Raw genomic sequence first — 26,912 nt, 5'->3', positions numbered from 1 at the left:
CCAGAACGTTTTGTTACCAATCGATCCCTTGTTGCGCCTTCACGCCCGCGTCGAACGCGTGTTTCACCGGCCGCATCTCCGTGACCGTATCCGCCAGTTCCAACAGATCGCGATGGCAGCCGCGCCCGGTCAGGATCACCGTTTGATGCGCAGGGCGTTGCAGGAGCGCTTCCTTCAGCTCTTCCAGTTCCAGATAGCCGTAGGTCAGCATGTAGGTCACTTCGTCCAGCAGCACCAGATCCAGGCTGCTGTCGGCCAGCATGCGTTTGCCGTGCTGCCACACCGCCTGGCAGGCGACGGTGTCGCCGGCCTTGTTCTGCGTTTCCCAGGTGAAACCGGTGGCCATCACCTGAAATTCAACGCCGTGTTGCTGCAGCAGATTCTTTTCGCCATTGGGCCATTCGCCCTTGATGAACTGGATCACCCCGGCGCGCATGCCGTGGCCGACCGCGCGGGTGACGGTGCCGAAGGCGGCGGTGGTCTTGCCTTTGCCGTTGCCGGTAAACACCAGCAGCAAGCCGCGGGTGTCCTGCGCCGCGGCGATGCGCGCATCGACCTGTTCTTTCAGGCGCTGCTGGCGCTGTTGATGACGATCTTCCGCCATGAAACGCTCCTGATTATTCGGCTGCGCCGGGTTTGCGGTTCGGCTGCGCGTCGAAGCTCATGCCGGTTTTGCGGCGGCTGTCTTCGCCCATCAAATACAGATACAGCGGCATGATATCGGCCGGGGTTTTCAGCTTGTTCTTGTCTTCGTGCGGGAAGGCAGATGCGCGCATTTTGGTGCGAGTGCCGCCCGGATTGATGCAGTTCACCCGCAGATTGCGGTTTTTGTACTCGTCGGCCAACACCTGCATCATGCCCTCGGTGGCGAACTTCGACACCGCATAGGCACCCCAGTCTGCGCGGCCGGTCCGCCCGACGCTGGAGCTGGTGAACACCAGCGACCCGGCGTGGGATTTCAGCAGCAGCGGCAGCAGCGCCTGAGTCAGCATAAAGGTGGCGTTGACGTTAACCTGCATCACTTCTTGCCACATGGTCATCGACAGGTCGGCCATCGGCGCGATGTCGCCGAGCAGGCCGGCGTTGTGCAGCACGCCGTCAAGGCGGGGGATCTGGCGCGCCAGATCGTCGGCTATCTGCCGGCATTGCTCCTGAGTGGCGTGCAGCAAGTCGAGCGTGACCACAAGGGCCGGGGCACCGCCCTGGGCTGCGATCTCTTGTTGTACCGCCAGCAGTTTGCTCTCGGTGCGCCCCAGCAGCACCAACTGGGCGCCGAAGCGCGCGTAGGTCAGCGCCGCTTCACGGCCGATGCCGTCGCCGGCGCCGGTGACCAAAATGATACGTTGTTCGAGCAGATCTTGTTTGGGTTGGTAATGCACGATAAATCCTCGCCTGGGTGGCTGTTCTCCCGCAGATATCGGGGAGCAAGGGTGAAACGCGCGGCCGGGGCGGGAGCGAAGGCTCGACCGTCTGCGGGCCGCGCAGCGAATCCGTCTCATCATATTGATGAATAATGGGTGTTATATGCCTTAATCCGCGGGCATTTTCAATGCGTAGCAGGCTGAAATGGCATTCTTTTGTAACAAAAGCGCGGCGGTGGCGGCTTGGTTCGGCCGTAAATCGTCCCCATAGTGATGCTCTGTGCGCAATGAATTTTCATTTAGCCGCGACAGCAGCCGCTGCGGTTGGCTAAAATGGAAATAAGCATACTAACAACCTGTAAATAAAGGCGGAATCTGTGGAGTTTATATCTGTTTATGGCCTGTTTCTGGCCAAGGTCGCCACGGTGGTGCTCGCCATCGCCGCGTTGGCCATCCTGGCGGTCAGTTTGGGGCAACGCAAGAGCCGCCAGAAAGGGGAGCTGCAGCTGACCGATCTCGGCGAACAGTATCGCGAGATGCAGCGCGATATGCGCCTGGCACGCATGGATGCCGCCGAGCAGAAGGTTTGGCTGAAACAGTTCAAAAAGCAGACCAAATCTGATGACAAATTGAAGAAACAGCGCGCCAAGTCCGGCGCGGTGGAAGTGGCCAAGCCGTGCCTGTATGTGCTGGACTTCAAGGGCAGCATGGACGCGCACGAGGTCACCTCGCTGCGCGAAGAGATCTCGGCGGTGTTGGCGGTGGCGTCGGCGCAGGATGAAGTTCTGTTGCGCCTGGAAAGCCCAGGCGGGGTGGTGCACGGCTACGGCCTGGCGGCTTCGCAGTTGGAGCGCCTGCGCAAAGGCGGCATTCGTCTGACGGTCGCGGTGGATAAAGTGGCGGCCAGCGGCGGCTACATGATGGCTTGCGTTGCGGATCGCATCGTGGCGGCGCCGTTCGCCATTATCGGTTCCATCGGCGTGGTGGCGCAGATCCCGAACTTCCACCGTCTGTTGAAAAAGAACGATATCGACGTGGAGTTGCACACCGCCGGGCAATTTAAACGCACGCTGACGCTGTTTGGCGAAAACACCGAACAAGGGCGCGAGAAGTTCCGAGAAGATCTGAACGAAACGCACGAGCTGTTCAAGCGCTTTGTGCATGAGCAGCGCCCGTCGCTCGACATCGACAGCGTCGCCACCGGTGAGCACTGGTTCGGTTCACAGGCGAAAGAGAAGGGCCTGATCGACGCCATCGGCACCAGCGATGATTTGCTGATCGCCGAGCTGGATAACCACGAAGTGATCGCCGTGCGCTATACGCGCCGCAAACGCCTGATGGATCGCTTCACCGGCAGCGCGGCGGAAAGCGTCGATCGTTTGCTGCTGCGCTGGTGGCAGCGTGGGGAAAAGCCGTTGTTGTAACGGCAACGAGAGCGAGAATCAACGGGGGCCAGGCGCCCCCGTTTTCTTGTCTTAATCGACCAGGTGGTATTTTTCCGAAAGCAGGTGAGCCAAATGTTTAAACATATTAAATACCGCGGTGGTTTTGGCGGTGGGCAATCCATCGGCATCCAAAAAGTATTCGCCGCGAAAAACTAAAACGCCGCTTTTTTGTTCAACGTCGGTGGCGATCATGCCGTGCAGATAATCTTCGTGTTGGCGGATGATGTTATTTGCTTCCGCCAGCAGGGCCTCGCGGCCGATAGGTGCAGTATTCGTGCGCATTTATTAGACTCCAAACTAAAAACTCTGCGCATATTCTAACGCCGGTTCGCTTTTATCCGCAAACCGACTAAGGTTTATTTGCCGTCTGGATGGCCATGGGCGGCCGCCGGTTGGCGAAATCGGACTTTCCATGCTAATTAGGTTGCGTGACGCTTTTTATCAGGTACAGTGTGGGATTTTGCGGCGTCGGGTGGAAGGTTTTGTTTACGCCATGAATAAAACTCACACAGCCATACTTCTGGGGCATGGGTGAATAGCAGGCAGGATCAACAACTTGCGTTCAGGTTGAGCAGTTGGGCAACCAAAAGAAAAAAATCTGTTGATCTCTTGCCAGACTGCCGCAATATAAAAAAAGAGACACGAATTGCCGCGGCACGGCGAGATAAAAGACTTCTTTTTAGAAGAAATAAATTAGGTAAAGGTAAATATGGGTAAAGCTCTCGTAATAGTTGAGTCCCCGGCAAAAGCCAAAACTATTAATAAATATTTAGGAAGTGACTACGTGGTGAAGTCCAGCGTCGGTCACATCCGTGATTTGCCGACCAGTGGCTCAGCCAGCAAAAAGAGCGCTGACTCAACCGAAGACAAAGCCAAGAAAAAAGTTAAAAAAGATGAGAAGGCGGCGCTGGTAAATCGCATGGGCGTCGACCCTTACCACGGCTGGAAAGCGCATTATGAAATCCTGCCGGGTAAAGAAAAAGTGGTCGCCGAGTTAAAATCGTTGGCGGAAAACGCCGACCACATTTATCTCGCAACCGACCTTGACCGCGAAGGGGAGGCCATCGCCTGGCACCTGCGGGAAGTGATCGGTGGCGATGACAAACGCTTTAGCCGCGTGGTGTTTAACGAAATCACCAAAAACGCGATCCAACAGGCGTTCAAACAGCCGGGCGAGCTGAACATTGATCGCGTCAACGCGCAGCAGGCGCGCCGGTTTATGGACCGCGTGGTGGGTTATATGGTCTCGCCGCTGCTGTGGAAGAAAATCGCCCGCGGCCTGTCCGCCGGCCGTGTGCAGTCGGTGGCGGTGCGTCTGGTGGTTGAGCGCGAACGCGACATCAAGGCGTTCGTGCCGGAAGAGTACTGGGAGCTGCATGCCGATCTGCTGGCGAAGGGTGAAACCGCGCTGCAGATGGAAGTGACCCACGCGCACGATAAACCGTTCAAGCCGGTCAACCGCGAGCAGACGCACGCCGCGGTCAAGTTGCTGGAAAAAGCCCGCTACACGGTGCTGGATCGCGAAGACAAACCGACCAGCAGCAAGCCGGGCGCGCCTTTCATTACCTCCACGCTGCAACAGGCCGCCAGCACCCGCCTGAGCTTCGGCGTGAAGAAAACCATGATGATGGCGCAACGGCTGTATGAAGCCGGCCACATCACCTATATGCGTACCGATTCCACCAACCTGAGCCAGGATGCGCTCAACATGGTGCGTGGCTATATCGGCGACAACTTCGGCGATAAATACCTGCCGAAGGCGCCGAATCAGTACAGCAGCAAAGAGAATTCGCAGGAAGCGCACGAAGCGATCCGTCCTTCGGACGTGAACGTGCTCGCCGAGCAGCTCAAAGACATGGAAGCGGACGCGCAGAAGCTGTATCAGTTGATCTGGCGTCAGTTCGTTGCCTGTCAGATGACGCCGGCGCAATACGATTCCACTACGCTGACGGTGAAAGCCGGCGATTATCAGCTGCGCGCCAAGGGCCGTACGCTGCGCTTTGATGGCTGGACCAAGGTGATGCCGGCGTTACGCAAGGGCGATGAAGATCGCACCCTGCCATACGTCGAAATCGGCAGCGAGCTGGATCTGCAGAAACTGATCCCGAGCCAGCACTTCACAAAGCCGCCGGCGCGCTACAGCGAAGCCTCGCTGGTGAAAGAGCTGGAAAAACGCGGCATCGGCCGCCCGTCCACCTACGCCTCCATCATCTCGACCATTCAGGATCGCGGTTACGTGCGGGTGGAAAGCCGCCGCTTCTATGCCGAGAAAATGGGTGAGATCGTCACCGATCGTCTGGAAGAAAATTTCCGCGAGCTGATGAACTATGATTTCACCGCGCGCATGGAAGACGGCCTCGATGAGGTCGCCAACAACCAGGCCGAGTGGAAAGCGGTACTGGACGAGTTCTTTGTCGATTTCAGCGAGCAGCTGGAAACGGCGGAGAAGGATCCGGAAGAAGGCGGCATGCGGCCTAACCAGATGGTGATGACCAGCATCGACTGCCCGACCTGCGGCCGCAAGATGGGCATCCGTACCGCCAGCACCGGCGTGTTCCTCGGCTGTTCCGGCTACGCGCTGCCGCCGAAGGAACGTTGCAAAACCACCATCAACCTGGTGCCGGAAGCGGAAGTGCTCAACATCCTCGAAGGCGACGACGCGGAAACCAACGCGTTGCGCGCCCGCCGCCGCTGCCAGAAATGCGGTACGGCGATGGACAGCTATCTGATCGACAACCAGCGTAAGCTGCACGTCTGCGGTAACAACCCGGCGTGTGACGGCTATGAGATCGAAGAGGGCGAGTTCCGCCTGAAAGGCTATGACGGCCCGGTGGTGGAGTGCGACAAGTGCGGTTCGGAAATGCACCTGAAAATGGGGCGTTTCGGCAAGTACATGGGCTGCACCAACGAGAACTGCAAAAACACCCGCAAGATCCTGCGTAACGGCGATGTCGCGCCGCCGAAGGAAGATCCGGTGCCGTTGCCGGAGCTGCCGTGCGAGAAGTCCGACGCCTATTTCGTGCTGCGTGACGGCGCTGCCGGCGTGTTCCTGGCGGCCAACACCTTCCCTAAATCGCGCGAGACCCGCGCGCCGCTGGTGGAAGAGCTGGCTCGCTTCAAGGATCGTCTGCCGGAGAAACTGCGCTATCTGGCCGATGCGCCGGTGGCGGATGCCGAAGGCAACAAAACGCTGGTGCGTTTCAGCCGCAAAACCAAGCAGCAGTACGTCTCCTCTGAAAAAGACGGCAAGGCGACCGGTTGGTCTGCGTTCTACGTGGACGGCAAGTGGGTCGAAGGCAAGAAGTAAGGGCGATGCCCTGCCTGCAAGATGAAAAACCAGCCCCTGCGGCTGGTTTTTTTATTGGTGAAAAGGGGCAAACGGATCTATCCTTTGCTGTTTTTATCCCTCCGACATCGCCGTTTCACATTGATACCCATGCAAAATAATCGTTATCATAGTGTGACGCGGATCTATACTTGAAGCTGCATCGTGGTATAGTGGTTATATAAAAAGTTTTTTTATTATTAAAGCTTATTAACAACGGCGTTTTCTTCACCATCAGGGTAGAACACGGGGTTTATGGCTTGTGAGTTTCAGCATACCGGGGCGACACCGATATACCTGGCTGCGGGTAAGCCGCAGTGTTTAACCTAGGATGGTATAAGATATGAAATTGCAGCAGCTTCGTTACATTGTGGAAGTGGTTAACCACAACCTGAATGTCTCCTCGACGGCAGAAGGGCTCTATACCTCTCAACCCGGCATCAGCAAACAGGTGCGCATGCTCGAAGATGAGCTGGGCATCCAGATTTTCGCCCGCAGCGGCAAGCACCTGACCCAGGTCACCCCCGCCGGCCAGGAAATCATTCGCATCGCGCGTGAAGTGTTGTCCAAAGTAGACGCCATCAAAGCCGTTGCCGGTGAACACACCTACCCGGACAAAGGCTCGCTGTACGTCGCCACCACGCATACCCAGGCTCGCTACGCCTTGCCAAACGTGATCAAGGGCTTTATCGAGCGTTACCCGCGCGTCTCGCTGCACATGCATCAGGGCTCGCCGACGCAGATCGCCGAAGCGGTCTCCAAGGGCACCGCCGATTTTGCCATCGCCACCGAGGCGCTGCACCTGTACGACGATCTCATCATGTTGCCGTGCTACCACTGGAACCGTGCGGTGGTGGTGAAGCCCGATCATCCTTTGGCGGGCAAAAGCAGCATCAGCATTGAAGAGCTGGCGGCTTACCCCATCGTCACTTACACCTTCGGCTTTACCGGCCGGTCGGAGCTGGACACCGCCTTCAACCGCGCCGGCCTGACGCCGCGCATCGTCTTCACCGCCACCGACGCTGACGTCATCAAAACCTATGTGCGTCTGGGATTGGGGGTGGGGGTGATCGCCAGCATGGCGGTGGATCCGGTGCAGGATCCGGATCTGGTGACGGTGGATGCGCGCGATATCTTCACCTACAGCACCACCAAAATCGGCTTCCGCCGCAGCACTTTCCTGCGCAGCTACATGTACGACTTCATTCAGCGCTTCGCGCCGCACCTGACGCGCGACGTGGTCGACAGCGCGGTGGCGCTGCGCTCCAACGAAGAGATCGAGGCGATGTTCAAGGACATCAAGCTGCCGATTAAGTAATCGTTGACGATATCAAATCAAACCCGGTTAGGTGCCTGCCTAACCGGTTTTTTTAGCCCGGAAACCCGCACCTTCCTTGTTTCTCAGGATCATCCTGAAAAGCCGCCGTCCTCTTTTCAACCCGTTAGCCTCTAAGTAGACTGCAAAACGTTCAGATAATTGAATAAGGAAATTCAACGTTATGCAGATATGCAGGCTTAACTACGCTGATTTATCAAGTGATGGCAAGATAGTGAAATTGCGGTGCTATGGAGTGGGGACATTCGACGTGTTATCGGGTATCGAGCATTACATTAACAACCCAAACTGTTCGGATCGTGAGAAGGCTGCCATTCCTCCAGGAACATACTGGATCGTCGACAGACCAAAGGGCAGTATCGCAAATCAAATTCGCTCTGAGTTGGTTGACCTGTATCATCTCTACAAGAATCGCCACTCTGAGTGGTTTGGTCTCTTCAGCAATGAAACGATGAGTGACTACCTCGTCGTAAATGGCGCCATTCGAAACAGTTTTAGACTGCATCCACTCAACACAGATGGTACTGGTGTTTCTTGGGGATGCATTACTCTTTATCAGGCATCTGACTTTCAGATCCTTCGGGATGCGCTGCAAAGGCGTAGAAAGGTGAGAGTGCCTGGAGGTCGAGGGCTGATGGCGTACGGTCGTATAGATGTTCAAGGCAAGCCTGATTACAGTAAATGCGTGGTATCACAATGAAAAAAAGCCTCTGGATTGTTCTGTTCTTGTTGCTAACCCTTTTGTTGTTGCGCTACCTGCCAGACGGCATTTTCGACAGCTTCGTTTCCAACAACATAGAAATTAGCGGTGATGGTGAAATAGGGATGAATAATTTCGACTCGGCTGTCATTGCCATTAAATTGGGTGTCTCTGCCATCATTGCTGCAGTTGTGCTCACAGTCTGTCGCCGCCTGGTGCGCAAATCCCGCTAAAGCCGCGAGATTTTCCCTGCAAAAACGCCGCCTCGTTGCGGCGTTTTCGTTGACGTGTGGCCTAACCCCTTGGCTGCGCTCGCACTTCCTTCCTCTTGATTGTTCCCGCCTATCGTTGTGATCAAATCGTGTTGTTATCAAAACGTTAACTTATCTTTGTGGTATCTTTAAACAAGACCTCACTGATTACCCTGTTTTAATCACAATAAGAAATGGAGGAGCTATGTCGTCCGATCTTCGTGAAACAAGTCTGGATAAGCTGGTTGCGCTGAATAGCGAATATTACTACTACAGTCTGCCGCTGGCGGCGAAGCAACTGGGTGATATCGACCGGTTGCCGAAATCAATGAAAGTGCTGTTGGAGAACCTGCTGCGCCATGTGGATGGCGATACCGTGCAGGTTGACGACCTCAAGGCCATCGTCGCCTGGTTGCAAACCGGCCATGCTGACCGTGAGATCGCCTACCGTCCGGCGCGCGTGCTGATGCAGGACTTTACCGGCGTGCCGGCGGTGGTGGATCTGGCGGCGATGCGCGAAGCGGTACGGCGACTGGGCGGCAATGTCGACCAGGTGAACCCGCTGTCGCCGGTGGATCTGGTGATTGACCACTCGGTCACCGTCGATGAATTTGGCGATGACAACGCCTTCGAAGACAACGTGCGTATCGAAATGCAGCGCAACCACGAGCGCTACACCTTCCTGCGCTGGGGGCAGAAAGCCTTCAACCGTTTCCGCGTGGTGCCGCCGGGCACCGGCATTTGTCACCAGGTTAACCTCGAATACCTTGGCCAAACGGTGTGGCACAGCGACGAAAGCGGCCGCCGCGTGGCCTATCCGGATACGCTGGTGGGCACCGATTCCCACACCACCATGATTAACGGCCTGGGCATCCTGGGCTGGGGCGTGGGCGGCATCGAAGCGGAAGCCGCGATGCTGGGCCAGCCGGTGTCGATGCTGATCCCGGACGTGGTCGGCTTCAAGCTGACCGGCAAGCTCCGCGAGGGCATTACCGCCACCGATCTGGTGCTGACCGTCACCCAAATGCTGCGCAAACACGGCGTTGTCGGCAAGTTCGTCGAGTTTTACGGCGACGGCCTGGCCGATCTGCCGCTGGCCGATCGGGCGACCATCGCCAACATGTCGCCGGAGTTCGGCGCCACCTGCGGCTTCTTCCCGGTGGATGACGTTACGCTCGGCTACATGAAACTCAGCGGCCGCAGCGCCGAACAAATCGCGCTGGTGGAAGCCTACGCCAAGGCGCAGGGCATGTGGCGCAACCCGGGGGATGAGCCGGTATTCACCAGCTCGCTGGCGCTGGATATGTCGACGGTGGAGGCGAGCCTCGCCGGGCCGAAACGCCCGCAGGATCGCGTGGCGCTGCCGAATGTGCCGCAGGCATTCAAGGCTGCTACCGAGCTGGATATCGGCGGTCACAAGGCCAAAACAGACAGCAAAACCTTTACGCTGGACGGGCAGCAGCACGAACTGCGCGACGGCGCAGTGGTGATCGCGGCGATCACCTCCTGCACCAACACCTCCAACCCGAGCGTGATGATGGCGGCCGGCCTGCTGGCGAAAAACGCCGTCAAGAAAGGGCTGCGCAGCAAACCCTGGGTAAAAACCTCGCTGGCGCCGGGTTCCAAAGTGGTGACCGACTACTTCGACAGCGCCAAACTCACCGCTTATCTGGAAGAGTTGGGGTTCAACCTGGTGGGGTATGGCTGTACCACCTGCATCGGTAACTCCGGCCCGCTGCCGGATCCGATCGAGCAGGCGATCAAAGAGGGCGATCTGACCGTGGGCGCGGTGCTGTCGGGCAACCGTAACTTCGAAGGGCGCATCCACCCGCTGGTGAAAACCAACTGGCTGGCCTCGCCGCCGCTGGTGGTGGCTTATGCGCTGGCGGGCAGCATGAAGATCGATCTGACCAAAGAGCCGCTGGGCGAGGGCAACGATGGCCAGCCGGTCTACCTGAAGGACATCTGGCCGAGCAGCCGGGACATCGCTCAGGCGGTGGAAGAAGTGCGCACCGAGATGTTCCACAAGGAGTACGGCGAAGTGTTCGACGGTGATGCCAACTGGCAGGCGATCCAGGTGACCGGTTCGGCGACCTATCAGTGGCAGGAGGATTCTACCTATATCCGCCATCCGCCGTTCTTCAGCACCATGAAGGTGAAGCCGGATCCGGTGCAGGACATCAAAGAGGCGCGCATTCTGGCGATTCTGGCCGACTCGGTGACCACCGATCACATCTCGCCGGCGGGTAACATCAAGCGCGACAGCCCGGCGGGGCGTTACCTGAGCGAGCATGGCGTAGCGCCGCAGGATTTCAACTCCTACGGTTCACGCCGTGGCAACCACGAAGTGATGATGCGCGGCACCTTCGCCAACATTCGCATCCGCAACGAAATGGTGCCGGGCGTGGAAGGCGGCTATACCCGCCATATTCCTTCGCAACAGCAGCTGTCTATCTACGACGCCGCCATGCAGTATCAGCAGGAGAAGGTGCCGCTGGCGGTGATCGCCGGTAAAGAGTACGGTTCCGGCTCCAGCCGCGACTGGGCGGCGAAGGGGCCGCGCCTGCTGGGCGTGCGGGTGGTGATTGCCGAATCCTTCGAGCGTATTCACCGCTCTAACCTGATCGGCATGGGGATTTTGCCGCTGGAGTTCCCGCAAGGGGTGACGCGTAAAACGCTGGGGCTGACCGGGGATGAGCAAATCAGCGTTGGCGGCCTGCAACAGCTGCAGCCGGGCCAGACGGTGCCGGTGCACATCACCTATGCCGACGGGCGCAAGGAAGTGGTCGACACCCGTTGCCGCATCGATACCGGCAATGAGCTGACTTACTACGAAAACGACGGCATCCTGCACTATGTGATCAGGAAAATGCTGTAATTAATCAATAAAAAGGGCGCCGTAAGGCGCCCTGATTGTTTCCGCGGCGGTGGCGATCACTTCTGGTCGAGCAAATGGCCCATTTTGGCGGCCTTGGTGGCCAGATAGCGTTCGTTCTTCGGGTTGCGGCCGACGATCAACGGCACGCGTTCGCTGATGTTGATACCGGCTTCGGTCAGGATCTCGACCTTTTTCGGGTTGTTGGTCAGCAAACGCACCGCGTCGACGCCCAGCAGTTTGAACATGTCGGCACACAGGGTGAAGTCGCGCTCGTCGGCGGCGAAGCCGAGCTGGTGATTGGCTTCCACGGTGTCTGCGCCCTTATCCTGCAGGGCGTAGGCGCGGATCTTGTTCAACAGGCCGATATTGCGGCCCTCCTGGCGATGATAAAGCAGGATGCCGCGGCCTTCTTCCGCAATCTGCTCCAGTGCGGCTTCCAGTTGAAAACCACAGTCGCAGCGCAGGCTGAACAACGCGTCGCCGGTCAGGCATTCGGAATGCACGCGTGCGAGCACCGGCGCTTCGCCGGAAATATCACCGAATACCAGTGCCAGATGGTCATGTCCGGTCGCCAGTTCTTCGAATCCTACCATCAGGAAATCGCCCCAAGGTGTCGGCAGTTTAGCCTCTGCCACCCGTTTCAGCTGCATGTCACTCTCCACAAAAACCTACGATTCAATCATTGTCGCGCATCCTAAGTCCGGTTCAGTAAATTGACCAAGACTAAAACGTGCTACGCCGATCTCTATTTCGTTAATTATCGGCTATTTTGCCACAACTTCTTGCCGGGCGGTGCTCAGCAAACCAGCAGATGGCGTTTTCTGGCCACCTATTATTGCGATAGGTTTTCTATCTGTTTAATTTTTCGCGTGTTATCAATATTGCACTCTTGTTACACTGCAGCCTGATTCACGCAGAGGAAAACGGGAATGTATGAGATAGCAAAACGTACGGCGGGCGGCGCGCTGCTGCTGCTGTTGATGCCGCTGGTCGTATGGGCATCCGGCTGGCATTGGCAGCCCGGCGGCAATGATCGGCTGCTCAAAGCGCTGTTCTGGGTGACCGAAACCGTTACCTCGCCGTGGGGCATTCTGACCAGCGCTGTCCTTTGCGGTTGGTTTTTGTGGTGCCTGCGCTTTCGGCTGAAGGCGGCCATCGGTCTGGCGATCCTGCTTTCCGCCGCGTTGGTGATTGGGCAGGGGGTCAAGTCGTTGATCAAGGATCGGGTGCAAGAACCGCGGCCGTTTGTGGTATGGCTCGAGCAAACCCACGGCGTGGACGGAAAATATTTCTATTCGCTGCATCGCAAAGAGCGCAGCGCGCTGGTGCGCGAGCAACTGCAAGACCAGACGCTGGTGCCGAACTGGCTGCGCAAGCACTGGCAGTTTGAAACCGGCTTCGCTTTCCCGTCGGGGCATACGATGTTCGCCGCCACCTGGGCACTGTTGGGCGTAGGGCTGCTATGGCCGCGCCGCCATTATAAAACCGTTGCGCTGCTGATGGTGTGGGCAACGGGGGTGATGGGCAGCCGTCTGCTGCTGGGCATGCACTGGCCGCGCGATCTGGCGATGGCTACGCTGATCAGTTGGCTGCTGGTGGTGGTCACCTGCTGGCTGGCGCAGCGCTGGCTCGGCCCGCTGACGCCGCCGCCACAAGAGCAGCAGGAAATCGCGGCGCGCAAGCCGGAATAAGCATTCTTCTCGCAGGCGCCAGTCAGGCGTCTGCCACCAACACCTTAACGCCTACTTGTTCAAATGCCTGCCTGGCGGCATCGCCAATTCCGTTATCGGTAATCAAATAGTCGATATGTTGCCAGTCACAAGGCAGCGCAAACATTGAAACCTTATCGATCTTGCTGGAGTCGGCCACCACATACACCGTGTTGGCCGCATTGATCATCGCCATTTTCAGTTTGATGTCGGTTTCGCTTGGGAAACTGAGGCCGTGACGGGGCGAGATGCAGGCCGTCGCGAGGAACAGTTTCTGCGCCAGCACGTTTTCGAAGAAGCTGGCGGCCTTGTCCCCGGAAGTGGAGAGCGTGGGAAATTTGAATGAGCCCCCGGTCAGCAAAATATTCACGCCCGGTTCGCCACCCAGCTGCAGCGCAATATTGACGCCGGTGGTGATAACGGACAATTTCTTTATGTGATTCAGGTGATTGGCGATAGCCGTGGTGGTGGTGCCCGAATCAAGAATGATGGTGTCGCCCGGTTCGATAAAACCGGCGGCGAGCTTGCCGATGCGATCTTTGGCGGTCAGGTTAACCTGGCGTTCCAGCAGCATGGCGTGGGTATTTTGCTTGCCATCAACCAGGGTGGCGCCACCGTGGAAACGCTGCACATAGCCTTGTTGCTGCAGGATCCGCAGGTCGGTACGAATGGTCGCCTCGGTTAGCTTGAAGGTATCGGTAAGCATTTTGACCGTCGCCGAGCCGTCTTCGCGGATCATGTCGAGGATCTTTTCGCGCCGTTGCTGCATTTCCGCCAGCTGTTCGCTTTTGCTTTTCAATCGAAAGACTCCTGCACCTGTCAGTTTCCGCCGCGCGGCTTGCCACGGCAACTCCTTATTGATGCGCTGAATTTTAGCTTGCGATTATTGATAAAGCTATGGATAAACCCGGCCAATCCCTATTAATTTTTATTCGAAAGTCTTTTTCGTCGGCGATTCTCAACGATAAAAACTAAGAAAAAGCAGCTTGGTTGTTTTTATTTTATTGTTATATATGGATTTATGTGAGTTTTGGTGTTGTCTGTTAAGCGCTTTTGTTTGAAATTTGATCTTGCCCACATTAATTATCGTTTTTGCTGCATATGATTTCCATTCGAAAACCAACAGCGAGTTAACGGATCGCTTTCGATGCGATAACGATAATCAAGGCGTTTATGCAGAGGTGACGATGGACTTTCAGGCGATTAAAAACACGGCACGCCAGGCGCGCCGATATGTGGTGACCATGAACCATAAGGCAGGCAAGGGCCATACCGGCGCCGATCTGTCGGAAATCGACATCATCTGCACCTTGTATATGGCGGTGATGGATCGCAGCAATGCCCGGCCCGATCAGGATCGGTTCATTTTGTCTAAAGGGCATGGCGCCGGCGGTTTTTACTGCAGTTGTGCGGCAATGGGCTTGCTCGATCCGGCGGTGCTCGATCAGTTCATGGGCGACGACACCCTGTTGGCCGGGCATCCGGTGCGGCAAAAGCTGCCGGAGCTGGTGGAGATTAACTCCGGCGGTTTGGGGCATGGGCTGCCGATCGCCGTGGGGCTGGCGCTGGGCAACAAGCTGGCGGGGCGTGCGCATCGCCGCGCTTTTGTGTTGCTGGGCGACGGCGAACTGGCGGAGGGGTCCAATTGGGAGGCGGCGATGGCGGCCAGTAAATTCAAACTGGACAACCTGATCGCCATCGTCGATCGCAACCGGCTGCAGCTGGCTGGCAAGACGGAGGCCATCATGCCGCTGGAACCGCTGGCGGAAAAATGGCGCGCTTTCGGTTTTGAAACTCTGGAGTGCGACGGCCACGATCCGGCGGCGCTGGTGGCGGCGATCCAACGTCCGAGCCAGGACAAGCCGCGAGTGATCTTGGCCAATACGGAAAAGGGGCACGGTGTGTCGTTTATGGCTAACGTTGCCGCCTGGCATCACGCGGTACCGGACGAGCAACAGTTGGCGCAGGCGCTGGCGGAACTGGAGGGGTAAATATGCAGGATTTACGCGATGCCGTGGTGACGGCGTTGATCGAACAGCAACGAGCGGGGGCAGATCTGAGCGTGATGGTGGCGGATTCCACGTCCACGTCGAAAATCGCGCCTTTTGAACAGGCTTATCCGGAGCGGGTGGTGAACGTCGGTATTGCCGAACAAAATATGGTGGGCATGGCCGCCGGCATGGCGCTCAGTGGCCGCACGGTCTTTACCGCCAACGCGGCACCCTTCCTGTTCGCTCGCTCTAACGAACAGATGAAAAATGATGTTTGCTACACGGGGACCAACGTGAAAATGCTCGGCCTGAATGCCGGATTCGGCTATGGGCCGCTGGGGGCGACGCACCACTGCATGAACGATATCGCCATCGCCCGCACGCTGGGCAATCTCTGCATCTATGCGCCGGCGGATGCGCGGCAAGCGGCAGAGATTGTCCGTTATGTTATCGCACAACCTGGCCCAGCCTATATCCGCATGGACAGCGACAAGTTGCCGGTATTGAACGCGGACTATCACTTCCGTCCCGGAGAACCGGAGGTGTTGCATCAGGGGGGCGACAGCCTGGTGTTTTGTCTGGGGACGGTGGCGCATGAGGCGATGAAGGTACTGGCATTGGGCGACAACCCGACCATCGTTTCTCTCCCTTCGCTCTGGCCACTCAATGAAGCGGCGGTAGTGGCGTTGATACGCTCGCACCGCCGGGTGTTGACCATGGAGGAACATGCGCTCAGCGGTGGTTTAGGCACCATCATCGGTGAATTGTTGCTGCGGCACCAGCTGCCGCAGCCGTTTACTGCACTGGGCATGCCGGCTTACGAGTTTACCCACAGCAGCAGCCGGGCGGCGCTGCGGCGGCAATACGCCATCGATGCGGCAGGATTGCACGCTCAGTTAACGCAATAGGGGGAATGCGATGGAGCGGAACGAATACGACGTTAATTTACGCTACGGTGTCGATAGCCGGATGTCGCTGGCAGGGAAGGTTGCGGTCATCACCGGCGGTTTGGGCGGCATCGCGATGGCCGCCAATCGCCTGCTGTTGGAAAAGGGCGCGCGCCTGGTGTTGATGTATCCGCCCTTTGAACAGGACAAGGCCGCGGCGGCGCTACGAGAGTTGGGCGAAGAACAGGTGTTCTGTCAGGTGTGTGACGTGACCGACCCCGACTCGGTAGTTGCCGCCTTCAACGCGGCTGAGCGGCGCTTTGGCCGGCTCGATATCCTGGTCAACTGCGCCGGCTACGTTAATTTGCAGCCAGCGACGGAGGTCACGCTCGAGGAGTGGCAGCGCCATCTGGCGGTCAACCTCACCGGGCCTTTCCTGTGCTCGCAAGAATTGGCGCGCCGCGCGATAACCGCCGGCCACGGCGGGAAAATCATCAACATCGCGTCGCAGGCGGCCTCTATCGCCATTGACGATCACTGTGCCTATACCTCTGCCAAGGCGGGGCTGCTGGGCATGACCAAGGTGATGGCCAAAGAGTGGGCGCCACACGGCATCACCGTCAACACCTTATCGCCCACCGTAGTGCTGACGCCTATGGGAGAGAAAGCCTGGCGCGGCGAGAAGGGCGAGGCGATGAAAAAGCTGATCCCGCTGGGGCGCTTTGCCTATACCGATGAAATCGCAGCGGCGATCCTGTTTTTTGCCAGCAACGGCAGCGACATGATCACCGGCGCGGATCTGATGATCGACGGCGGTTTTACCATTTGGTAAGCGGCAACCGCAGCGATCGCCAACACCAGACGATGTTCAACACAACGATAAGAGAACACCATCATGAGAAAAATAGCCACTTACCTTACCCTGCTCACCGGTTTTGCCTGCACCTCTGCCATGGCGGCGGAAAAGGGCACGATCGCCATCCTCGTCAACTCGTTGGACAATCCTTATTACTCCGCGGAAGCCAAGGGGGCCGAGGCCAAAGCCAAGTCTCTCGGCTACCAGACGCTGGTGCTGTCGCACGGTGAAGACGTCAAGCGCCAGGGGGAGCTCATCAGCCTGGTTATCGGCCGCAAGGTTCAGGGCATCATTTTGGATAACGCCGATTCCCAAGCCAGCGTCGCCGCCGTGCAGCAGGCGAAAAACGCCGGTATTCCGGTGGTGCTGATCAACCGCGAGATCCCGGTCGATGGCGTGGCGTTGGCACAGATCACCCATAACAATTTCCAGGCCGGCTCGGACGTCGCCAACCAGTTTGTGGAAAAAATGGGGGAAACCGGCAAGTACGCCGAGCTGACCTGCAATCTGGCGGACAATAACTGCGTTACGCGTTCGCAGTCGTTCCACAACGTGATCGACCAATATCCCGAGATGGTCAGCGTGGCGCGTCAGGATGCCAAGGGCAATCTGCTGGAGGGGAAACGCATTATGGACAGCATCTTGCAGGCGCATCCGGACATCAAAGGCGTGATTTGCGGCAACGGCCCGGTGGCGCTGGGCGCAGTGGCGGCGCTGAAGGCCGCCGGCCGGCAGGATGTCACCGTGGTGGGCATCGACGGCAGCAACGATGAACGCGACGCCATTCTCAACGGCAACCTCTACGCCAGCGTGATGCTGCAGGCGCAGGCGATCGCCGCGCAGGGTGTTGAGATCCTGGACGGCTATTTCCAATCCGGCAACTATACCGGCAAGGAGCGCGTGATGTTCCGCGGCATCCTGATCGGCAAAGACAATGCACAACGAGTCAGTGACTTCAACTTCAAACCGTAACCCGTGCTGAGCGGCGTCTTTCACCACCCCGTCTTGGCGGCGGGGTGCGATCGGAGGTGTTGTTATGTCGATGCGCATTGCGTTGACCGTCATCGTCGTCCTGGCGTTGAGCGGTTGTCGTATCGTCTCGGAGAAAAAGCTGGCGGAGCTTCACTCCCCGGTGAATCCCCATGTGGCGCAGGCGGCGGAGATTTACCGCAGCCAAATCGCCCCGCAAGTGGTCAAAACGGCGCAGCCGCTGGGCGAGCTGATCGCCCGGATCGCCCAGGCCAAGGATTTTGACAGCGCCTGCGGCCAGCTGGGGTACCGCGCTCAACCGGAGTTTCCTTGTTATTTCAACGTTAAGGTCAGCGGTGAAATTGCGGCGGTCAACACCCGTTCACGCAGCGGAAAAGTAACGCTCAAACTGACCGATGAGCCGCTCAGCAGCGTAGAGGTGCAGATCGGGCCGGTTTATCGCGGCACGGCGTTGCGCGACAGCTATCGCGGCCTGAGTTACAGCGATTTCAATGACCAGGCGCTGTTCGGCGATTTTGCCAGGGCAATTAACCAGGCTTCGATCGACGAACTGACCGGCTTCCAACCCAAGGTGGGTGACCACATTACCGTGTATGGCGTATTCAGCAGCTGGCAGGCGCCTGCCGAGCCGCTGTTGATCACGCCGGTGCGCATTCAACCTTAAGGGGGCGTGATGAGCGATTCGATCATTATTCAAACGCGCAACGTTTCGCGTCTCTATCCTGGCGTCACCGCGTTGGATAGCGTGAGTTATCAAGTGTTTCGCAATCAGGTCAACGTGCTGATCGGCGAAAACGGCGCCGGCAAGTCGACCATGATGAAGCTGTTGGCGGGGGTGGAAACCCCGTCTTCGGGCACCATCGAGCTGGAGGGGAAAGCGGTGACGTTAACCTCCACGCAGCAGGCGGAGCGGCTCGGGATCAGCATTATTTTTCAGGAGCTCAATCTGTTCCCCAACATGTCGGTCATGGACAACATTTTTATGGCCAACGAGTTCTTCCAGCGCGGCCGTATCAATGTGGACTATCAGTATCAGCTGGCCAAGTCCTTGCTGCAGCGGCTGGAGTTGGATATCGATCCGCATACGCCGTTGGGCAGCCTCGGTATCGGTCATCAGCAACTGGTTGAAATTGCCCGTGCCCTGGCGAAGGACACCCGGGTGCTGATCATGGATGAGCCGACGTCGGCGCTGAGTCAGGCCGAAGTGCGCACGCTGTTTCGGGTGATCGCCGATCTGAAGAAACGCGGCGTCACACTCATCTACATTTCTCACCGACTGGAAGAGCTGATGGAGATTGGCGATCGCATCACGGTGTTTCGCGACGGGCGTTTTGTCGCCGCCGAGCCGGTCAGTAACGTCAGCATTCCGTGGATCATCGAAAAGATGGTGGGGGAAAAGAGCAAGCACTTTGATTATTGCGCGGCAGAGCAAGGGGATGAAGTGCTGAAGGTCGAACAGCTGACGCTGCCGCGTGAAAACGGCGGCTATTGCCTTAACGACGTCAGTTTTTCACTGCGCAAAGGGGAAGTGATCGGCATTTATGGCCTGTTGGGTGCCGGCCGTACCGAACTGTTCAAAGTGCTCAACGGCGTGATGCGCCAGACTGCAGGCCGCATTTTGCTCAACGGCAAAAGCGTGGAGCGGCTGGGATTCCGTCAACGCATGGCGTTGGGCATGGCGCTGGTGCCGGAAGACAGGCAGGCGGAGGGGCTGGTGCAGATGATGTCGATTAAGGCCAACATGACCCTGGCCAGCCTGGGGCGTAATGCGCTACGGCCGTTGGCGTCGGCCGGGGAGTGCGCGTTGGTCGATGGCATGATCGAAAAACTGGCGATCAAGGTGAGTGACCGGGAGCTGCCAATCACCAGCCTGAGCGGCGGCAATCAGCAGAAAGTGGTGTTGGGCAAGGCGCTGCTGACCGGGCCGCAGGTGGTGTTTCTCGATGAGCCGACGCGCGGAATCGACGTCGGTGCCAAAACGGACGTTTACCACCTGATCGGCGCGCTGGCGCGTCAGGGGTTGGCGGTGATGTTCTCTTCGTCGGAGCTGGATGAGGTGGTCTCGCTGGCCGACCGGGTGATGGTGATGGCGGACGGGCAGTTGACGGCCGATCTGCCACGCGAACGGGCCGATCGTGAAACGCTGATCCGCGCCTCCACCCCTCACGCATAAGGATAAGGCAATGCAAACCAAGTATCGGTTGTATATGTATTTGCTGCAGGCGCGTACCTTTATCGCCCTGTTGCTGGTGGTGCTGTTCTTCAGCAGCATGGTGCCGAATTTTCTGACCGTCTCCAATTTGCTGATCATGACGCAGCACGTAGCGATCACCGGGCTGCTGGCGGTTGGCATGACGCTGGTGATCCTTACCGGCGGCATCGACTTGTCGGTCGGCGCGGTGGCGGGGTTGTGCGGGATGGTTGCCGGTGCGCTGTTGACCGTCGGTATCCCGCTGTGGGATGGCAATCGGCTGTTTCTCAACGTCTTTGAAGTGATCGGCGCGGTGGCGTTGTTGGGCGTGCTGTTGGGTTTGATCAACGGCACGCTGATTACACGGCTCGGCGTTGCGCCGTTCATTTGCACCCTGGGTGCAATGTACGTGGCGCGTGGGGCGGCGTTGCTGACGGCGGACGGCAAAACCTATCCCAATCTGGTGGGCCTGGAAGCGCTGGGCAACACCGGTTTCGCGGCCCTGGGATCCGGCACCTTTCTGGGGATTTACAACCCGATTTGGCTGATGTTGGCCATCGTGTTGTTAGGGATCTATCTCACCAAGAAAACGCCGCTGGGTCGTTATATCTATGCGATTGGCGGCAATGAGCCGGCGGCGCGGCTGTCGGGGGTGCCGATTGCCAGCGTAAAAATGTTCGTCTATGCGTTTTCCGGGCTGTGTGCGGCGCTGGTGGGGCTGGTCATCGCTTCTCAATTGCAAACTGCGCACCCGATGACCGGCAATATGTTCGAGATGGACGCCATCGGCGCGACGGTGCTGGGCGGTACGGCGCTCAGCGGTGGCCGCGGCAGGGTATTCGGTTCGATCATCGGCGCCTTTGTGATCGTTTTTCTGGCGGACGGCTTGGTGATGTTGGGCGTCAGCGAGTTCTGGCAAATGGTGATTAAAGGGCTGGTGATCGTCACCGCCGTGGTGATTGACCAGTTTCAGCAGCGTTTGCAGAGCAAGGTCATTCTGATGCAGCGCCTGGAAAAAAAAGCGGTGCAGCCGCTGGCAGAGGTGAGCCATGGTTAAAGCGGATTGCATTGTCGCGTTGGACGAGGGCACCAGCAACGCCAAGGCCGTGGTGGTGGATGCGCGGGGTACGATCGTCGCCAAAGCCAGCAGACCACTGACGCTGCAGACGCCAAAGCCCGGTTGGGTGGAGCAACGGGGCGAGGCCTTGCTGGCCGCCTCTCTGGCGGTATTGCGGGAGGCTATTGCGCTGGCCGGATCATCCCGCATTGCCGGTATCGCCATCAGCAACCAGCGTGAAACCGCCATCGGCTGGCGGCGTTCCAACGGCCAGCCTATCGGGCCAGCCTTAACTTGGCAATGCGCGCGTTCCGCCGATTTCTGCGAACGGCTGAGGCGCGATCGGCAGGAGGAAGCGGTGCGCCGCGCTACCGGCTTGCCGCTTTCACCGTTGTTCTCGGCGTCGAAAATGCGCTGGTTGCTCGATCACTGCGAAGAGGGACAACGGTTGGCGGAGAACGGCGAGCTGTGCCTGGGCACCATCGATGCCTGGCTGCTGTGGCAGTTGAGCGGGGGGCGGGCATTCGGCTGTGATGTTTCCAATGCCGCCCGAACTCAACTGCTGAATCTCGCATCCGGGGAGTGGGACGAGCAGATGCTGGCGCTGTTCAATATTCCCCGTCAGGCGCTGCCGACGATCCATCCTTCCAGCCATCTGTTCGGCACAACGTTGGGATTGGAAGGCATTGCCGACGGCATTCCAATTGCTGCGATGGTGGGGGATTCACATGCGGCGCTTTATGGCCATGCGCTGGGTCAGGCTGGGCAGGTTAAAGCCACCTATGGCACCGGCTCATCGGTAATGGCGCCAATCGTCAAAGCGCAATGCGACACGAGCGCTCTGGCAACGACCATCGCCTGGCATGACGGTGGACGCATGCAGTACGCACTGGAGGGCAATATTCCCCACACCGGCGACGCTATTGCCTGGATGCTGGATATCGCCGCCATGCCGTCGGAGGGTGAAGCGCCGTTGAGTGAACTGCCCGTTCGCGTGCCCGACAGCGGTGGCGTCTATTTTGTACCGGCGCTGACCGGTGCCGGCGCACCCTGGTGGGATGAGCAGGCGCGCGGCGTGATTTGCGGGCTCAGCCGCGGCACGCGGCGAGAACATTTGGTGCGGGCCGCTTTTGAATCGGTGGCTTATCAAATCGCCGATGTGATCGGCGTACTGCGGCAACAACCGGGTTTTGCGCTGCAGGGGCTGATGGCTGACGGCGGCCCCAGCCGCAATGACTGGCTGATGCAGTTTCAGGCCGATCTGCTGGGTTGCCCGGTGTGGCGCAGCAACACGGCGGAACTGTCGGCCCTGGGGACGGCTTTGATGGCGATGCGCAGCCTGTGGGGAGCTACCGATCGGCAACTGGCGGCACTGTTGCCTCAACATGATGAGTTTAAACCCGATATGCAGCGCCACCGGCAGTTGCAGGAAAACTACAGCGCGTGGCGGCAGGCGGTACAGCGCACCTTGTGGCGGCCGCAGACGGCCTCATTGATGACAGGAGAACAATCATGAATCGTGACTTCACGGGGAAAACCGTGGTGATTACCGGCGCATGCCGCGGCATTGGGGCCGGTATCGCCGAACGTTTCGCCAGTTTGGGCGCCAATTTAGTGATCGCGTCGAATGCGGATCGCATCCTGACCACGGCGGAAACGCTGCGCCAGCGTTATCGGGCGGAGGTGCTGTCGGTCATCCTCGACGTCACCGATGAAACACAGGTGGTTGATTTTTATCGTCAGGTCTGGGAGCGATTTGGTGCGATCGACGTTTCCATTCAGAACGCCGGGGTGATCACTATCGATCGTTTTGACCAGATGCCCAAAAGCGATTTTGAGAAAGTGTTGGCGGTAAATACCACGGCGGTCTGGCTCTGCTGCCGGGAGGCGGCCAAATATATGGTTGGCCAACGCCGAGGGAGGTTGATCAACACGTCTTCTGGCCAAGGACGTAACGGGTTCATTTACACACCGCATTACGCCGCCAGCAAAATGGGGGTGATCGGCATTACGCAGAGTTTAGCGCTTGAGCTGGCGCCACATGGCATCACCGTCAATGCATTCTGCCCCGGCATCATTGAAAGCGAGATGTGGGAATATAACGACCGCGTTTGGGGAGAAATTCTCAGCGGCCCGAAAAAAACTTACGGCAAAGGGGAGTTGATGGCCGAGTGGGTGGCGGGCATTCCGCTCAAGCGTGCCGGTCAACCCGAAGATGTGGCGGGTCTGGTGACCTTCCTTGCCTCAGACGATGCCGACTATATCACCGGCCAAACCATCAATGTGGATGGTGGGTTAATCATGTCCTGACGTGACTATGTCACAAAATAGGCGGCATCGGATCGGTGCCGCATTAACCGCTTACATTTTCCCGCCATTGCAATTCGCCCGGTTGCCCCCATATCCTTATAAATTCGACGTTTTGAGAAGCTTTCTCATCAATTTGTTCGCTAAGACCGTTTACTGCCGAATATGCCAGCAGATATGTGGTTTTATCGTGCGGCAGGGTTTCCCTGCCGCAGCGGGAAATGCTAACTTAAGGGTTAGGGACGCCACATTTTGGCATCGTTCATCCGATTCACTCGGCATCGCGGGAAAGAATGTGAAATATTTGCTGATTTTTTTGTTGGTTCTGGTGATCTTCGTGATTTCCGTCACCTTGGGTGCGCATAACGATCAGGTGGTCAATTTTAACTATCTGGTTGCGCAGGGCGACTATCGCGTATCGACCCTGTTGGCCACGCTGTTTGGTGCCGGTTTCGTTCTCGGCTGGATCATTTGCGGCCTGTTCTACCTGCGCACGCGTATTGCGCTGGGCCGCGCCGAGCGCAAGATCAAAAGGCTGGAGCTGCAGCTTGAGCAGCCCGCTGAACCGGCGGCTCAGCCTGTTGTCAGCAAGGAATAATCCTCTATGTTAGAACTGCTGTTTCTGTTGCTGCCCGTGGCTGCCGCGTACGGTTGGTACATGGGGCGCAGAAGCGCTCAGCAGGATAAACAGCAAGAAGCCAACCGCCTGTCGCGCGAATACGTGGCAGGGGTGAACTTTCTGCTCTCCAACCAGCAGGACAAGGCGGTCGATCTGTTCCTCGACATGTTGAAAGAGGACAGTAACACCGTTGAAGCCCACCTGACGCTGGGTAACCTGTTCCGTTCGCGCGGTGAAGTCGACCGCGCCATCCGCATCCATCAGGCCTTGATGGAAAGCGCCTCCCTGACCTTCGAACAGCGCCTGCTGGCGGTGCAGCAGCTGGGCCGCGACTATATGGCGGCCGGGCTGTATGACCGCGCGGAAGACATGTTCAGCCAGTTGACTGACGAAGCGGATTTTCGCGTCTCGGCGCTGCAGCAGCTGCTGGTGATCCATCAGGCGACCAGCGACTGGCAGAAAGCGATCGACGTGGCGGAAAAGCTGGTCAAGCTGGGCAAAGAGAAGCAACGCGTCGAGATCGCGCACTTTTACTGTGAGTTGGCGCTGCAGGCAATGGGCAGCGACGATCTCGATCGGGCGATGAACCTGCTCAAGCGGGCGGACGCCGCCGATAAACAGTGTGCGCGCGTGTCCATCATGTTCGGGCGCATCTACATGGCGCAAAACGACTACGCCAAAGCGGCAGAGTCGCTGCAACGCGTACTGAGCCAGGATAAAGAGTTGGTCAGCGAAACGCTGCCGATGCTGCAGGAATGCTACACGCATCTGCCGGAACAACAGCACAACTGGGTCGATTTTCTTAAGCGCTGCGTGGAAGAGAACACCGGCGCTACCGCCGATCTGATGCTGGCCGAGATCATCGAGCAGCACGAAGGGCGCGACGTGGTGCAGGTCTATATCAACCGTCAGCTGCAGCGTCATCCCACCATGCGGGTGTTTTATCGGCTGATGGATTATCACCTGGCGGACGCTGAAGACGGCCGGGCGAAAGAGAGTCTGCTGCTGTTGCGCGATATGGTCGGCGAGCAAATTCGCACCAAGCCGCGATACCGCTGCCACAAATGTGGCTTCACCGCGCACTCGCTCTATTGGCATTGCCCGTCGTGCCGCGCCTGGTCATCGGTCAAACCGATCCGCGGTCTGGACGGGCAATAACGCGGCGGAGCGACAAAATAAAACGGGGCGATTTATCGCCCCGTTTTTTTATGTTCATACTTACTTTTTCTTGCCGCCTTTGGCGCCGGTTTTTAACAGCTGGCGGAGTTTCTTCAGCTCTTTCTGGCTCAGCGGCTGTTCAATTTCTTCTTCGGTGCTTTGATTGTCGATTTCGCCGTGGTGCAGCTCATCCGCTTTCTTGATGGGTTTTTCAGCCTTGGCGGCGGGCGCGCTGAAGCTGCTTTCCAGGCGTTGGCACACTTCTACGCTCAACGAAAATTCGTTTTCAGCGGCGGCGGCGCGGATTTTTTCCTTCAGTTCCAGAGGAATTTTAATGGTAAGTGTCGATATCTCGCTCATTTTGAAAGCCTTTCTGCAGGAAGATGCCTTCAAGCTAAGCCACTGGCGATCGGGTGTCTAGTGTGTAATAAAAATTTAATATTTTTGTAACAAAGCAGGGCGGGGCAAATGCGGTTTTTTCAGGCGGCAAACAGAGGCAGGGCCCGAACGTTCGGGCCCTGTACCGGAAACATTATTTGTAGATGATCGCGGTGCCGCTCAGCATGTTGTTACCGCCGGCGGAGATGATGCGGTAGCTGCTGGCGCCCTGGGCATCCGCTTTAGCGGCCAGCTTTTTCTCCAGGCTGCTGAGGGTGGTCGCGTGGCCTGCGGAAACGATGCCGGCGGCGGTCAGGTTATCGGCCTGCTGGCTGCTGATCGGTTCAGCGGCGAAGGTGGCGAAAGAGGTCAGTGCGATAGCGGCTGCGGCTGCAAAATATTTGATGGTTTTCATGGGTGACTCCAGTCTGTTTATTTAGGAAGGAAGCCATTCGCTTCCGATGGGGTGAATAATAAAGCATCCGTGCCGATTGAAAATCTGATAATGCTGAGCAAGTAATTCAAAATATCTGATTAACAATTTACGCATCTTTACGGCGTTTTACGCTGCGTGGTTTATTGCTGACGGGCGTTCATTGACGCGCCATGACAAAGGCGGGAGGTAACATGACAGAGCGTAGGTGCGCGCTGCGGCTGGGATTTCGGGCCCCCGACATGTAGAATGCGGCGGTCAGTTTCGCGGGTGAGTCCCTGATTATCTCCATTTTACAAAAGGTAGAAGAAATGAAGTCTGAAAATAACGCTAATAACAATGACTTAAAATCATCTCCAATCGTTGTGGCGTTAGATTACGCCGATAAGAACGCTGCGCTGGCGTTCGCCGACCGTATCGATCCGCAAGACTGCCGGCTGAAAGTGGGCAAAGAAATGTTCACGCTGTTTGGGCCGCAACTGGTGCGCGATCTGCATGGGCGCGGTTTCGACGTGTTTCTCGACCTGAAATTCCACGATATTCCCAATACCACTGCGCATGCGGTAGCGGCGGCGGCCGAACTGGGCGTTTGGATGGTTAACGTCCACGCCAGCGGCGGCGCGCGCATGATGACTGCCGCTAAAGAAGCGCTGGCGTCATTCGGGACGGATGCGCCGCTGTTGATCGCCGTAACCGTGCTGACCAGCATGGAAGCGGAAGACCTGCGCGGCATCGGCATCGAGGCCAGCCCGGCGGAACACGCCGAGCGCCTGGCGCGCCTGACCCGCGACTGCGGGCTGGACGGTGTGGTGTGTTCGGCACACGAAGCGCAGCGGCTGAAGGCGGCCTGCGGGCAGGCTTTCCAACTGGTGACGCCGGGGATCCGCCCTGAAGGCAGCGCGGCGGGCGATCAGCGTCGTATCATGACGCCGGTGCAAGCGCAGGCCGCCGGCGTGGACTATATGGTGATTGGGCGTCCGATCACCCAATCTGCCGATCCGGCCGCGACGCTGCGCGCGATCCGCGCCTCTTTGGCCTGA

26 protein-coding genes are annotated in these 26,912 nt (G+C 58.0%); 19 read left to right on the top strand and 7 right to left on the bottom strand.

Translation table 11 applies throughout. The annotated features are described in order from the left end of the window. Positions 1 to 13 precede the first annotated feature (13 nt). Entirely contained in the window at positions 14 to 604 is a 591-nt protein-coding gene (gene cobO, locus ACJ8IJ_RS01280; protein WP_280631533.1) for a cob(I)yrinic acid a,c-diamide adenosyltransferase, read from the bottom strand. A 13-nt stretch (positions 605 to 617) separates the two neighbouring features. Next, a complete protein-coding gene (locus tag ACJ8IJ_RS01275) occupies positions 618 to 1,379 on the bottom strand; it encodes a YciK family oxidoreductase (protein WP_004930705.1) in 762 nt (253 codons plus the stop codon). A gap of 359 nt (positions 1,380 to 1,738) precedes the next feature. Here ACJ8IJ_RS01275 and sohB point away from each other — a divergent pair, with 359 nt between their 5' ends. Next, entirely contained in the window at positions 1,739 to 2,785 is a 1,047-nt protein-coding gene (sohB, locus tag ACJ8IJ_RS01270; RefSeq protein ID WP_004930703.1) for a protease SohB, read from the top strand. 51 nt (positions 2,786 to 2,836) lie between these two features. On the opposite strand, the gene ACJ8IJ_RS01265 is transcribed toward sohB, so the two are convergent. Beyond that, positions 2,837 to 3,088: a YciN family protein gene (locus tag ACJ8IJ_RS01265; RefSeq protein WP_004930700.1), complete on the bottom strand. Its 252-nt coding sequence runs from the start codon at positions 3,086 to 3,088 to the stop codon at positions 2,837 to 2,839. A 427-nt stretch (positions 3,089 to 3,515) separates the two neighbouring features. Here ACJ8IJ_RS01265 and topA point away from each other — a divergent pair, with 427 nt between their 5' ends. The 5 genes from topA (at position 3,516) to acnA (ending at position 11,296) form a co-directional block, all read left to right on the top strand. Next, the gene (gene topA, locus ACJ8IJ_RS01260; protein WP_004930691.1) at positions 3,516 to 6,113 is read left to right on the top strand and encodes a type I DNA topoisomerase; all 2,598 of its coding nucleotides are present in this window, start codon (positions 3,516 to 3,518) and stop codon (positions 6,111 to 6,113) included. A gap of 361 nt (positions 6,114 to 6,474) precedes the next feature. Beyond that, positions 6,475 to 7,449, top strand: a complete 975-nt coding sequence (gene cysB, locus ACJ8IJ_RS01255) for an HTH-type transcriptional regulator CysB (protein ID WP_004930690.1) — start codon at positions 6,475 to 6,477, stop codon at positions 7,447 to 7,449. 181 nt (positions 7,450 to 7,630) lie between these two features. Next, positions 7,631 to 8,167, top strand: coding sequence for a DUF2778 domain-containing protein (locus ACJ8IJ_RS01250; RefSeq protein ID WP_004930687.1), 537 nt, complete (start codon positions 7,631 to 7,633; stop codon positions 8,165 to 8,167). Beyond that, a complete protein-coding gene (locus ACJ8IJ_RS01245) occupies positions 8,164 to 8,400 on the top strand; it encodes a hypothetical protein (RefSeq protein ID WP_004930684.1) in 237 nt (78 codons plus the stop codon). Before ACJ8IJ_RS01250 ends, ACJ8IJ_RS01245 begins: the two co-directional genes overlap by 4 nt. A gap of 223 nt (positions 8,401 to 8,623) precedes the next feature. Continuing rightward, complete coding sequence (gene acnA / locus ACJ8IJ_RS01240; protein WP_004930681.1) at positions 8,624 to 11,296, top strand: aconitate hydratase AcnA; 2,673 nt, start codon at positions 8,624 to 8,626, stop codon at positions 11,294 to 11,296. Between the two features lie 56 nt (positions 11,297 to 11,352). On the opposite strand, the gene ribA is transcribed toward acnA, so the two are convergent. Next, positions 11,353 to 11,946 carry a GTP cyclohydrolase II gene (gene ribA / locus ACJ8IJ_RS01235; protein WP_004930678.1) on the bottom strand — a complete coding sequence of 198 codons (594 nt, stop codon included), beginning with the start codon at positions 11,944 to 11,946 and terminating at the stop codon, positions 11,353 to 11,355. Positions 11,947 to 12,225: 279 nt separating this feature from the next. Between ribA and pgpB the strand changes: the two genes are divergently transcribed. Further along, positions 12,226 to 12,987, top strand: coding sequence for a phosphatidylglycerophosphatase B (gene pgpB / locus ACJ8IJ_RS01230; protein WP_442518195.1), 762 nt, complete (start codon positions 12,226 to 12,228; stop codon positions 12,985 to 12,987). Between the two features lie 22 nt (positions 12,988 to 13,009). Here the strand turns inward: pgpB and ACJ8IJ_RS01225 are convergent, their stop codons facing one another. After that, positions 13,010 to 13,804 carry a DeoR/GlpR family DNA-binding transcription regulator gene (locus tag ACJ8IJ_RS01225; RefSeq protein WP_004930674.1) on the bottom strand — a complete coding sequence of 265 codons (795 nt, stop codon included), beginning with the start codon at positions 13,802 to 13,804 and terminating at the stop codon, positions 13,010 to 13,012. A gap of 388 nt (positions 13,805 to 14,192) precedes the next feature. Between ACJ8IJ_RS01225 and ACJ8IJ_RS01220 the strand changes: the two genes are divergently transcribed. The 11 genes from ACJ8IJ_RS01220 (at position 14,193) to lapB (ending at position 25,061) form a co-directional block, all read left to right on the top strand. Then, positions 14,193 to 14,996, top strand: coding sequence for a transketolase (locus tag ACJ8IJ_RS01220; protein WP_004930671.1), 804 nt, complete (start codon positions 14,193 to 14,195; stop codon positions 14,994 to 14,996). Positions 14,997 to 14,998: 2 nt separating this feature from the next. Further along, a complete protein-coding gene (locus ACJ8IJ_RS01215) occupies positions 14,999 to 15,904 on the top strand; it encodes a transketolase family protein (protein WP_004930670.1) in 906 nt (301 codons plus the stop codon). 10 nt (positions 15,905 to 15,914) lie between these two features. Next, a complete protein-coding gene (locus ACJ8IJ_RS01210) occupies positions 15,915 to 16,715 on the top strand; it encodes a GolD/DthD family dehydrogenase (RefSeq protein WP_033645621.1) in 801 nt (266 codons plus the stop codon). 63 nt (positions 16,716 to 16,778) lie between these two features. Further along, complete coding sequence (locus ACJ8IJ_RS01205) at positions 16,779 to 17,711, top strand: D-ribose ABC transporter substrate-binding protein (protein WP_004930664.1); 933 nt, start codon at positions 16,779 to 16,781, stop codon at positions 17,709 to 17,711. A gap of 64 nt (positions 17,712 to 17,775) precedes the next feature. Next, the gene (locus ACJ8IJ_RS01200) at positions 17,776 to 18,393 is read left to right on the top strand and encodes a DUF2291 family protein (protein ID WP_004930663.1); all 618 of its coding nucleotides are present in this window, start codon (positions 17,776 to 17,778) and stop codon (positions 18,391 to 18,393) included. A gap of 9 nt (positions 18,394 to 18,402) precedes the next feature. Further along, positions 18,403 to 19,902: a sugar ABC transporter ATP-binding protein gene (locus ACJ8IJ_RS01195; RefSeq protein WP_004930659.1), complete on the top strand. Its 1,500-nt coding sequence runs from the start codon at positions 18,403 to 18,405 to the stop codon at positions 19,900 to 19,902. Positions 19,903 to 19,912: 10 nt separating this feature from the next. Then, the gene (locus tag ACJ8IJ_RS01190) at positions 19,913 to 20,977 is read left to right on the top strand and encodes an ABC transporter permease (RefSeq protein ID WP_004930657.1); all 1,065 of its coding nucleotides are present in this window, start codon (positions 19,913 to 19,915) and stop codon (positions 20,975 to 20,977) included. After that, positions 20,970 to 22,493 carry an FGGY family carbohydrate kinase gene (locus ACJ8IJ_RS01185; protein ID WP_442518194.1) on the top strand — a complete coding sequence of 508 codons (1,524 nt, stop codon included), beginning with the start codon at positions 20,970 to 20,972 and terminating at the stop codon, positions 22,491 to 22,493. Before ACJ8IJ_RS01190 ends, ACJ8IJ_RS01185 begins: the two co-directional genes overlap by 8 nt. Continuing rightward, positions 22,490 to 23,287, top strand: a complete 798-nt coding sequence (locus ACJ8IJ_RS01180) for an SDR family oxidoreductase (protein WP_154870301.1) — start codon at positions 22,490 to 22,492, stop codon at positions 23,285 to 23,287. The genes ACJ8IJ_RS01185 and ACJ8IJ_RS01180 overlap by 4 nt, the downstream gene beginning before the upstream one ends. A gap of 292 nt (positions 23,288 to 23,579) precedes the next feature. Next, positions 23,580 to 23,882: a LapA family protein gene (locus ACJ8IJ_RS01175; protein ID WP_004930650.1), complete on the top strand. Its 303-nt coding sequence runs from the start codon at positions 23,580 to 23,582 to the stop codon at positions 23,880 to 23,882. Between the two features lie 6 nt (positions 23,883 to 23,888). After that, the gene (lapB, locus tag ACJ8IJ_RS01170) at positions 23,889 to 25,061 is read left to right on the top strand and encodes a lipopolysaccharide assembly protein LapB (RefSeq protein WP_049187862.1); all 1,173 of its coding nucleotides are present in this window, start codon (positions 23,889 to 23,891) and stop codon (positions 25,059 to 25,061) included. A gap of 60 nt (positions 25,062 to 25,121) precedes the next feature. Here lapB and ACJ8IJ_RS01165 read toward each other — a convergent pair whose 3' ends face one another. Continuing rightward, on the bottom strand, positions 25,122 to 25,421 hold the full coding sequence (locus ACJ8IJ_RS01165; protein WP_442518193.1) for an Arc family DNA-binding protein: 300 nt from the start codon (positions 25,419 to 25,421) through the stop codon (positions 25,122 to 25,124). Between the two features lie 172 nt (positions 25,422 to 25,593). Next, positions 25,594 to 25,854 carry a multiple stress resistance protein BhsA gene (gene bhsA, locus ACJ8IJ_RS01160; RefSeq protein ID WP_004930642.1) on the bottom strand — a complete coding sequence of 87 codons (261 nt, stop codon included), beginning with the start codon at positions 25,852 to 25,854 and terminating at the stop codon, positions 25,594 to 25,596. 329 nt (positions 25,855 to 26,183) lie between these two features. On the opposite strand from bhsA, the gene pyrF reads away from it, so the two are divergent. Beyond that, the gene (pyrF, locus tag ACJ8IJ_RS01155; RefSeq protein WP_004930640.1) at positions 26,184 to 26,912 is read left to right on the top strand and encodes an orotidine-5'-phosphate decarboxylase; all 729 of its coding nucleotides are present in this window, start codon (positions 26,184 to 26,186) and stop codon (positions 26,910 to 26,912) included.

The organism is Serratia sp. CY40230, assembly GCF_052168835.1.
GTDB classification, from domain to species: Bacteria; Pseudomonadota; Gammaproteobacteria; order Enterobacterales; family Enterobacteriaceae; genus Serratia; species Serratia nematodiphila.
This window is presented reverse-complemented; position numbering and strand designations above follow the sequence as displayed.

Excerpts from the sequence above, each read along its gene's own strand:
- cobO (WP_280631533.1), bottom strand. The coding sequence starts at position 604 with ATGGCGGAAGATCGTCATCAACAGCGCCAGCAGCGCCTGAAAGAACAG.
- ACJ8IJ_RS01265 (WP_004930700.1), bottom strand. The coding sequence starts at position 3,088 with ATGCGCACGAATACTGCACCTATCGGCCGCGAGGCCCTGCTGGCGGAA.
- topA (WP_004930691.1), top strand. The coding sequence starts at position 3,516 with ATGGGTAAAGCTCTCGTAATAGTTGAGTCCCCGGCAAAAGCCAAAACT.
- cysB (WP_004930690.1), top strand. The coding sequence starts at position 6,475 with ATGAAATTGCAGCAGCTTCGTTACATTGTGGAAGTGGTTAACCACAAC.
- ACJ8IJ_RS01250 (WP_004930687.1), top strand. The coding sequence starts at position 7,631 with ATGCAGATATGCAGGCTTAACTACGCTGATTTATCAAGTGATGGCAAG.
- ACJ8IJ_RS01245 (WP_004930684.1), top strand. The coding sequence starts at position 8,164 with ATGAAAAAAAGCCTCTGGATTGTTCTGTTCTTGTTGCTAACCCTTTTG.
- acnA (WP_004930681.1), top strand. The coding sequence starts at position 8,624 with ATGTCGTCCGATCTTCGTGAAACAAGTCTGGATAAGCTGGTTGCGCTG.
- ribA (WP_004930678.1), bottom strand. The coding sequence starts at position 11,946 with ATGCAGCTGAAACGGGTGGCAGAGGCTAAACTGCCGACACCTTGGGGC.
- pgpB (WP_442518195.1), top strand. The coding sequence starts at position 12,226 with ATGTATGAGATAGCAAAACGTACGGCGGGCGGCGCGCTGCTGCTGCTG.
- ACJ8IJ_RS01220 (WP_004930671.1), top strand. The coding sequence starts at position 14,193 with ATGGACTTTCAGGCGATTAAAAACACGGCACGCCAGGCGCGCCGATAT.
- ACJ8IJ_RS01215 (WP_004930670.1), top strand. The coding sequence starts at position 14,999 with ATGCAGGATTTACGCGATGCCGTGGTGACGGCGTTGATCGAACAGCAA.
- ACJ8IJ_RS01210 (WP_033645621.1), top strand. The coding sequence starts at position 15,915 with ATGGAGCGGAACGAATACGACGTTAATTTACGCTACGGTGTCGATAGC.
- ACJ8IJ_RS01205 (WP_004930664.1), top strand. The coding sequence starts at position 16,779 with ATGAGAAAAATAGCCACTTACCTTACCCTGCTCACCGGTTTTGCCTGC.
- ACJ8IJ_RS01200 (WP_004930663.1), top strand. The coding sequence starts at position 17,776 with ATGTCGATGCGCATTGCGTTGACCGTCATCGTCGTCCTGGCGTTGAGC.
- ACJ8IJ_RS01195 (WP_004930659.1), top strand. The coding sequence starts at position 18,403 with ATGAGCGATTCGATCATTATTCAAACGCGCAACGTTTCGCGTCTCTAT.
- ACJ8IJ_RS01190 (WP_004930657.1), top strand. The coding sequence starts at position 19,913 with ATGCAAACCAAGTATCGGTTGTATATGTATTTGCTGCAGGCGCGTACC.
- ACJ8IJ_RS01185 (WP_442518194.1), top strand. The coding sequence starts at position 20,970 with ATGGTTAAAGCGGATTGCATTGTCGCGTTGGACGAGGGCACCAGCAAC.
- ACJ8IJ_RS01180 (WP_154870301.1), top strand. The coding sequence starts at position 22,490 with ATGAATCGTGACTTCACGGGGAAAACCGTGGTGATTACCGGCGCATGC.
- lapB (WP_049187862.1), top strand. The coding sequence starts at position 23,889 with ATGTTAGAACTGCTGTTTCTGTTGCTGCCCGTGGCTGCCGCGTACGGT.
- ACJ8IJ_RS01165 (WP_442518193.1), bottom strand. The coding sequence starts at position 25,421 with ATGAGCGAGATATCGACACTTACCATTAAAATTCCTCTGGAACTGAAG.
- bhsA (WP_004930642.1), bottom strand. The coding sequence starts at position 25,854 with ATGAAAACCATCAAATATTTTGCAGCCGCAGCCGCTATCGCACTGACC.
- pyrF (WP_004930640.1), top strand. The coding sequence starts at position 26,184 with ATGAAGTCTGAAAATAACGCTAATAACAATGACTTAAAATCATCTCCA.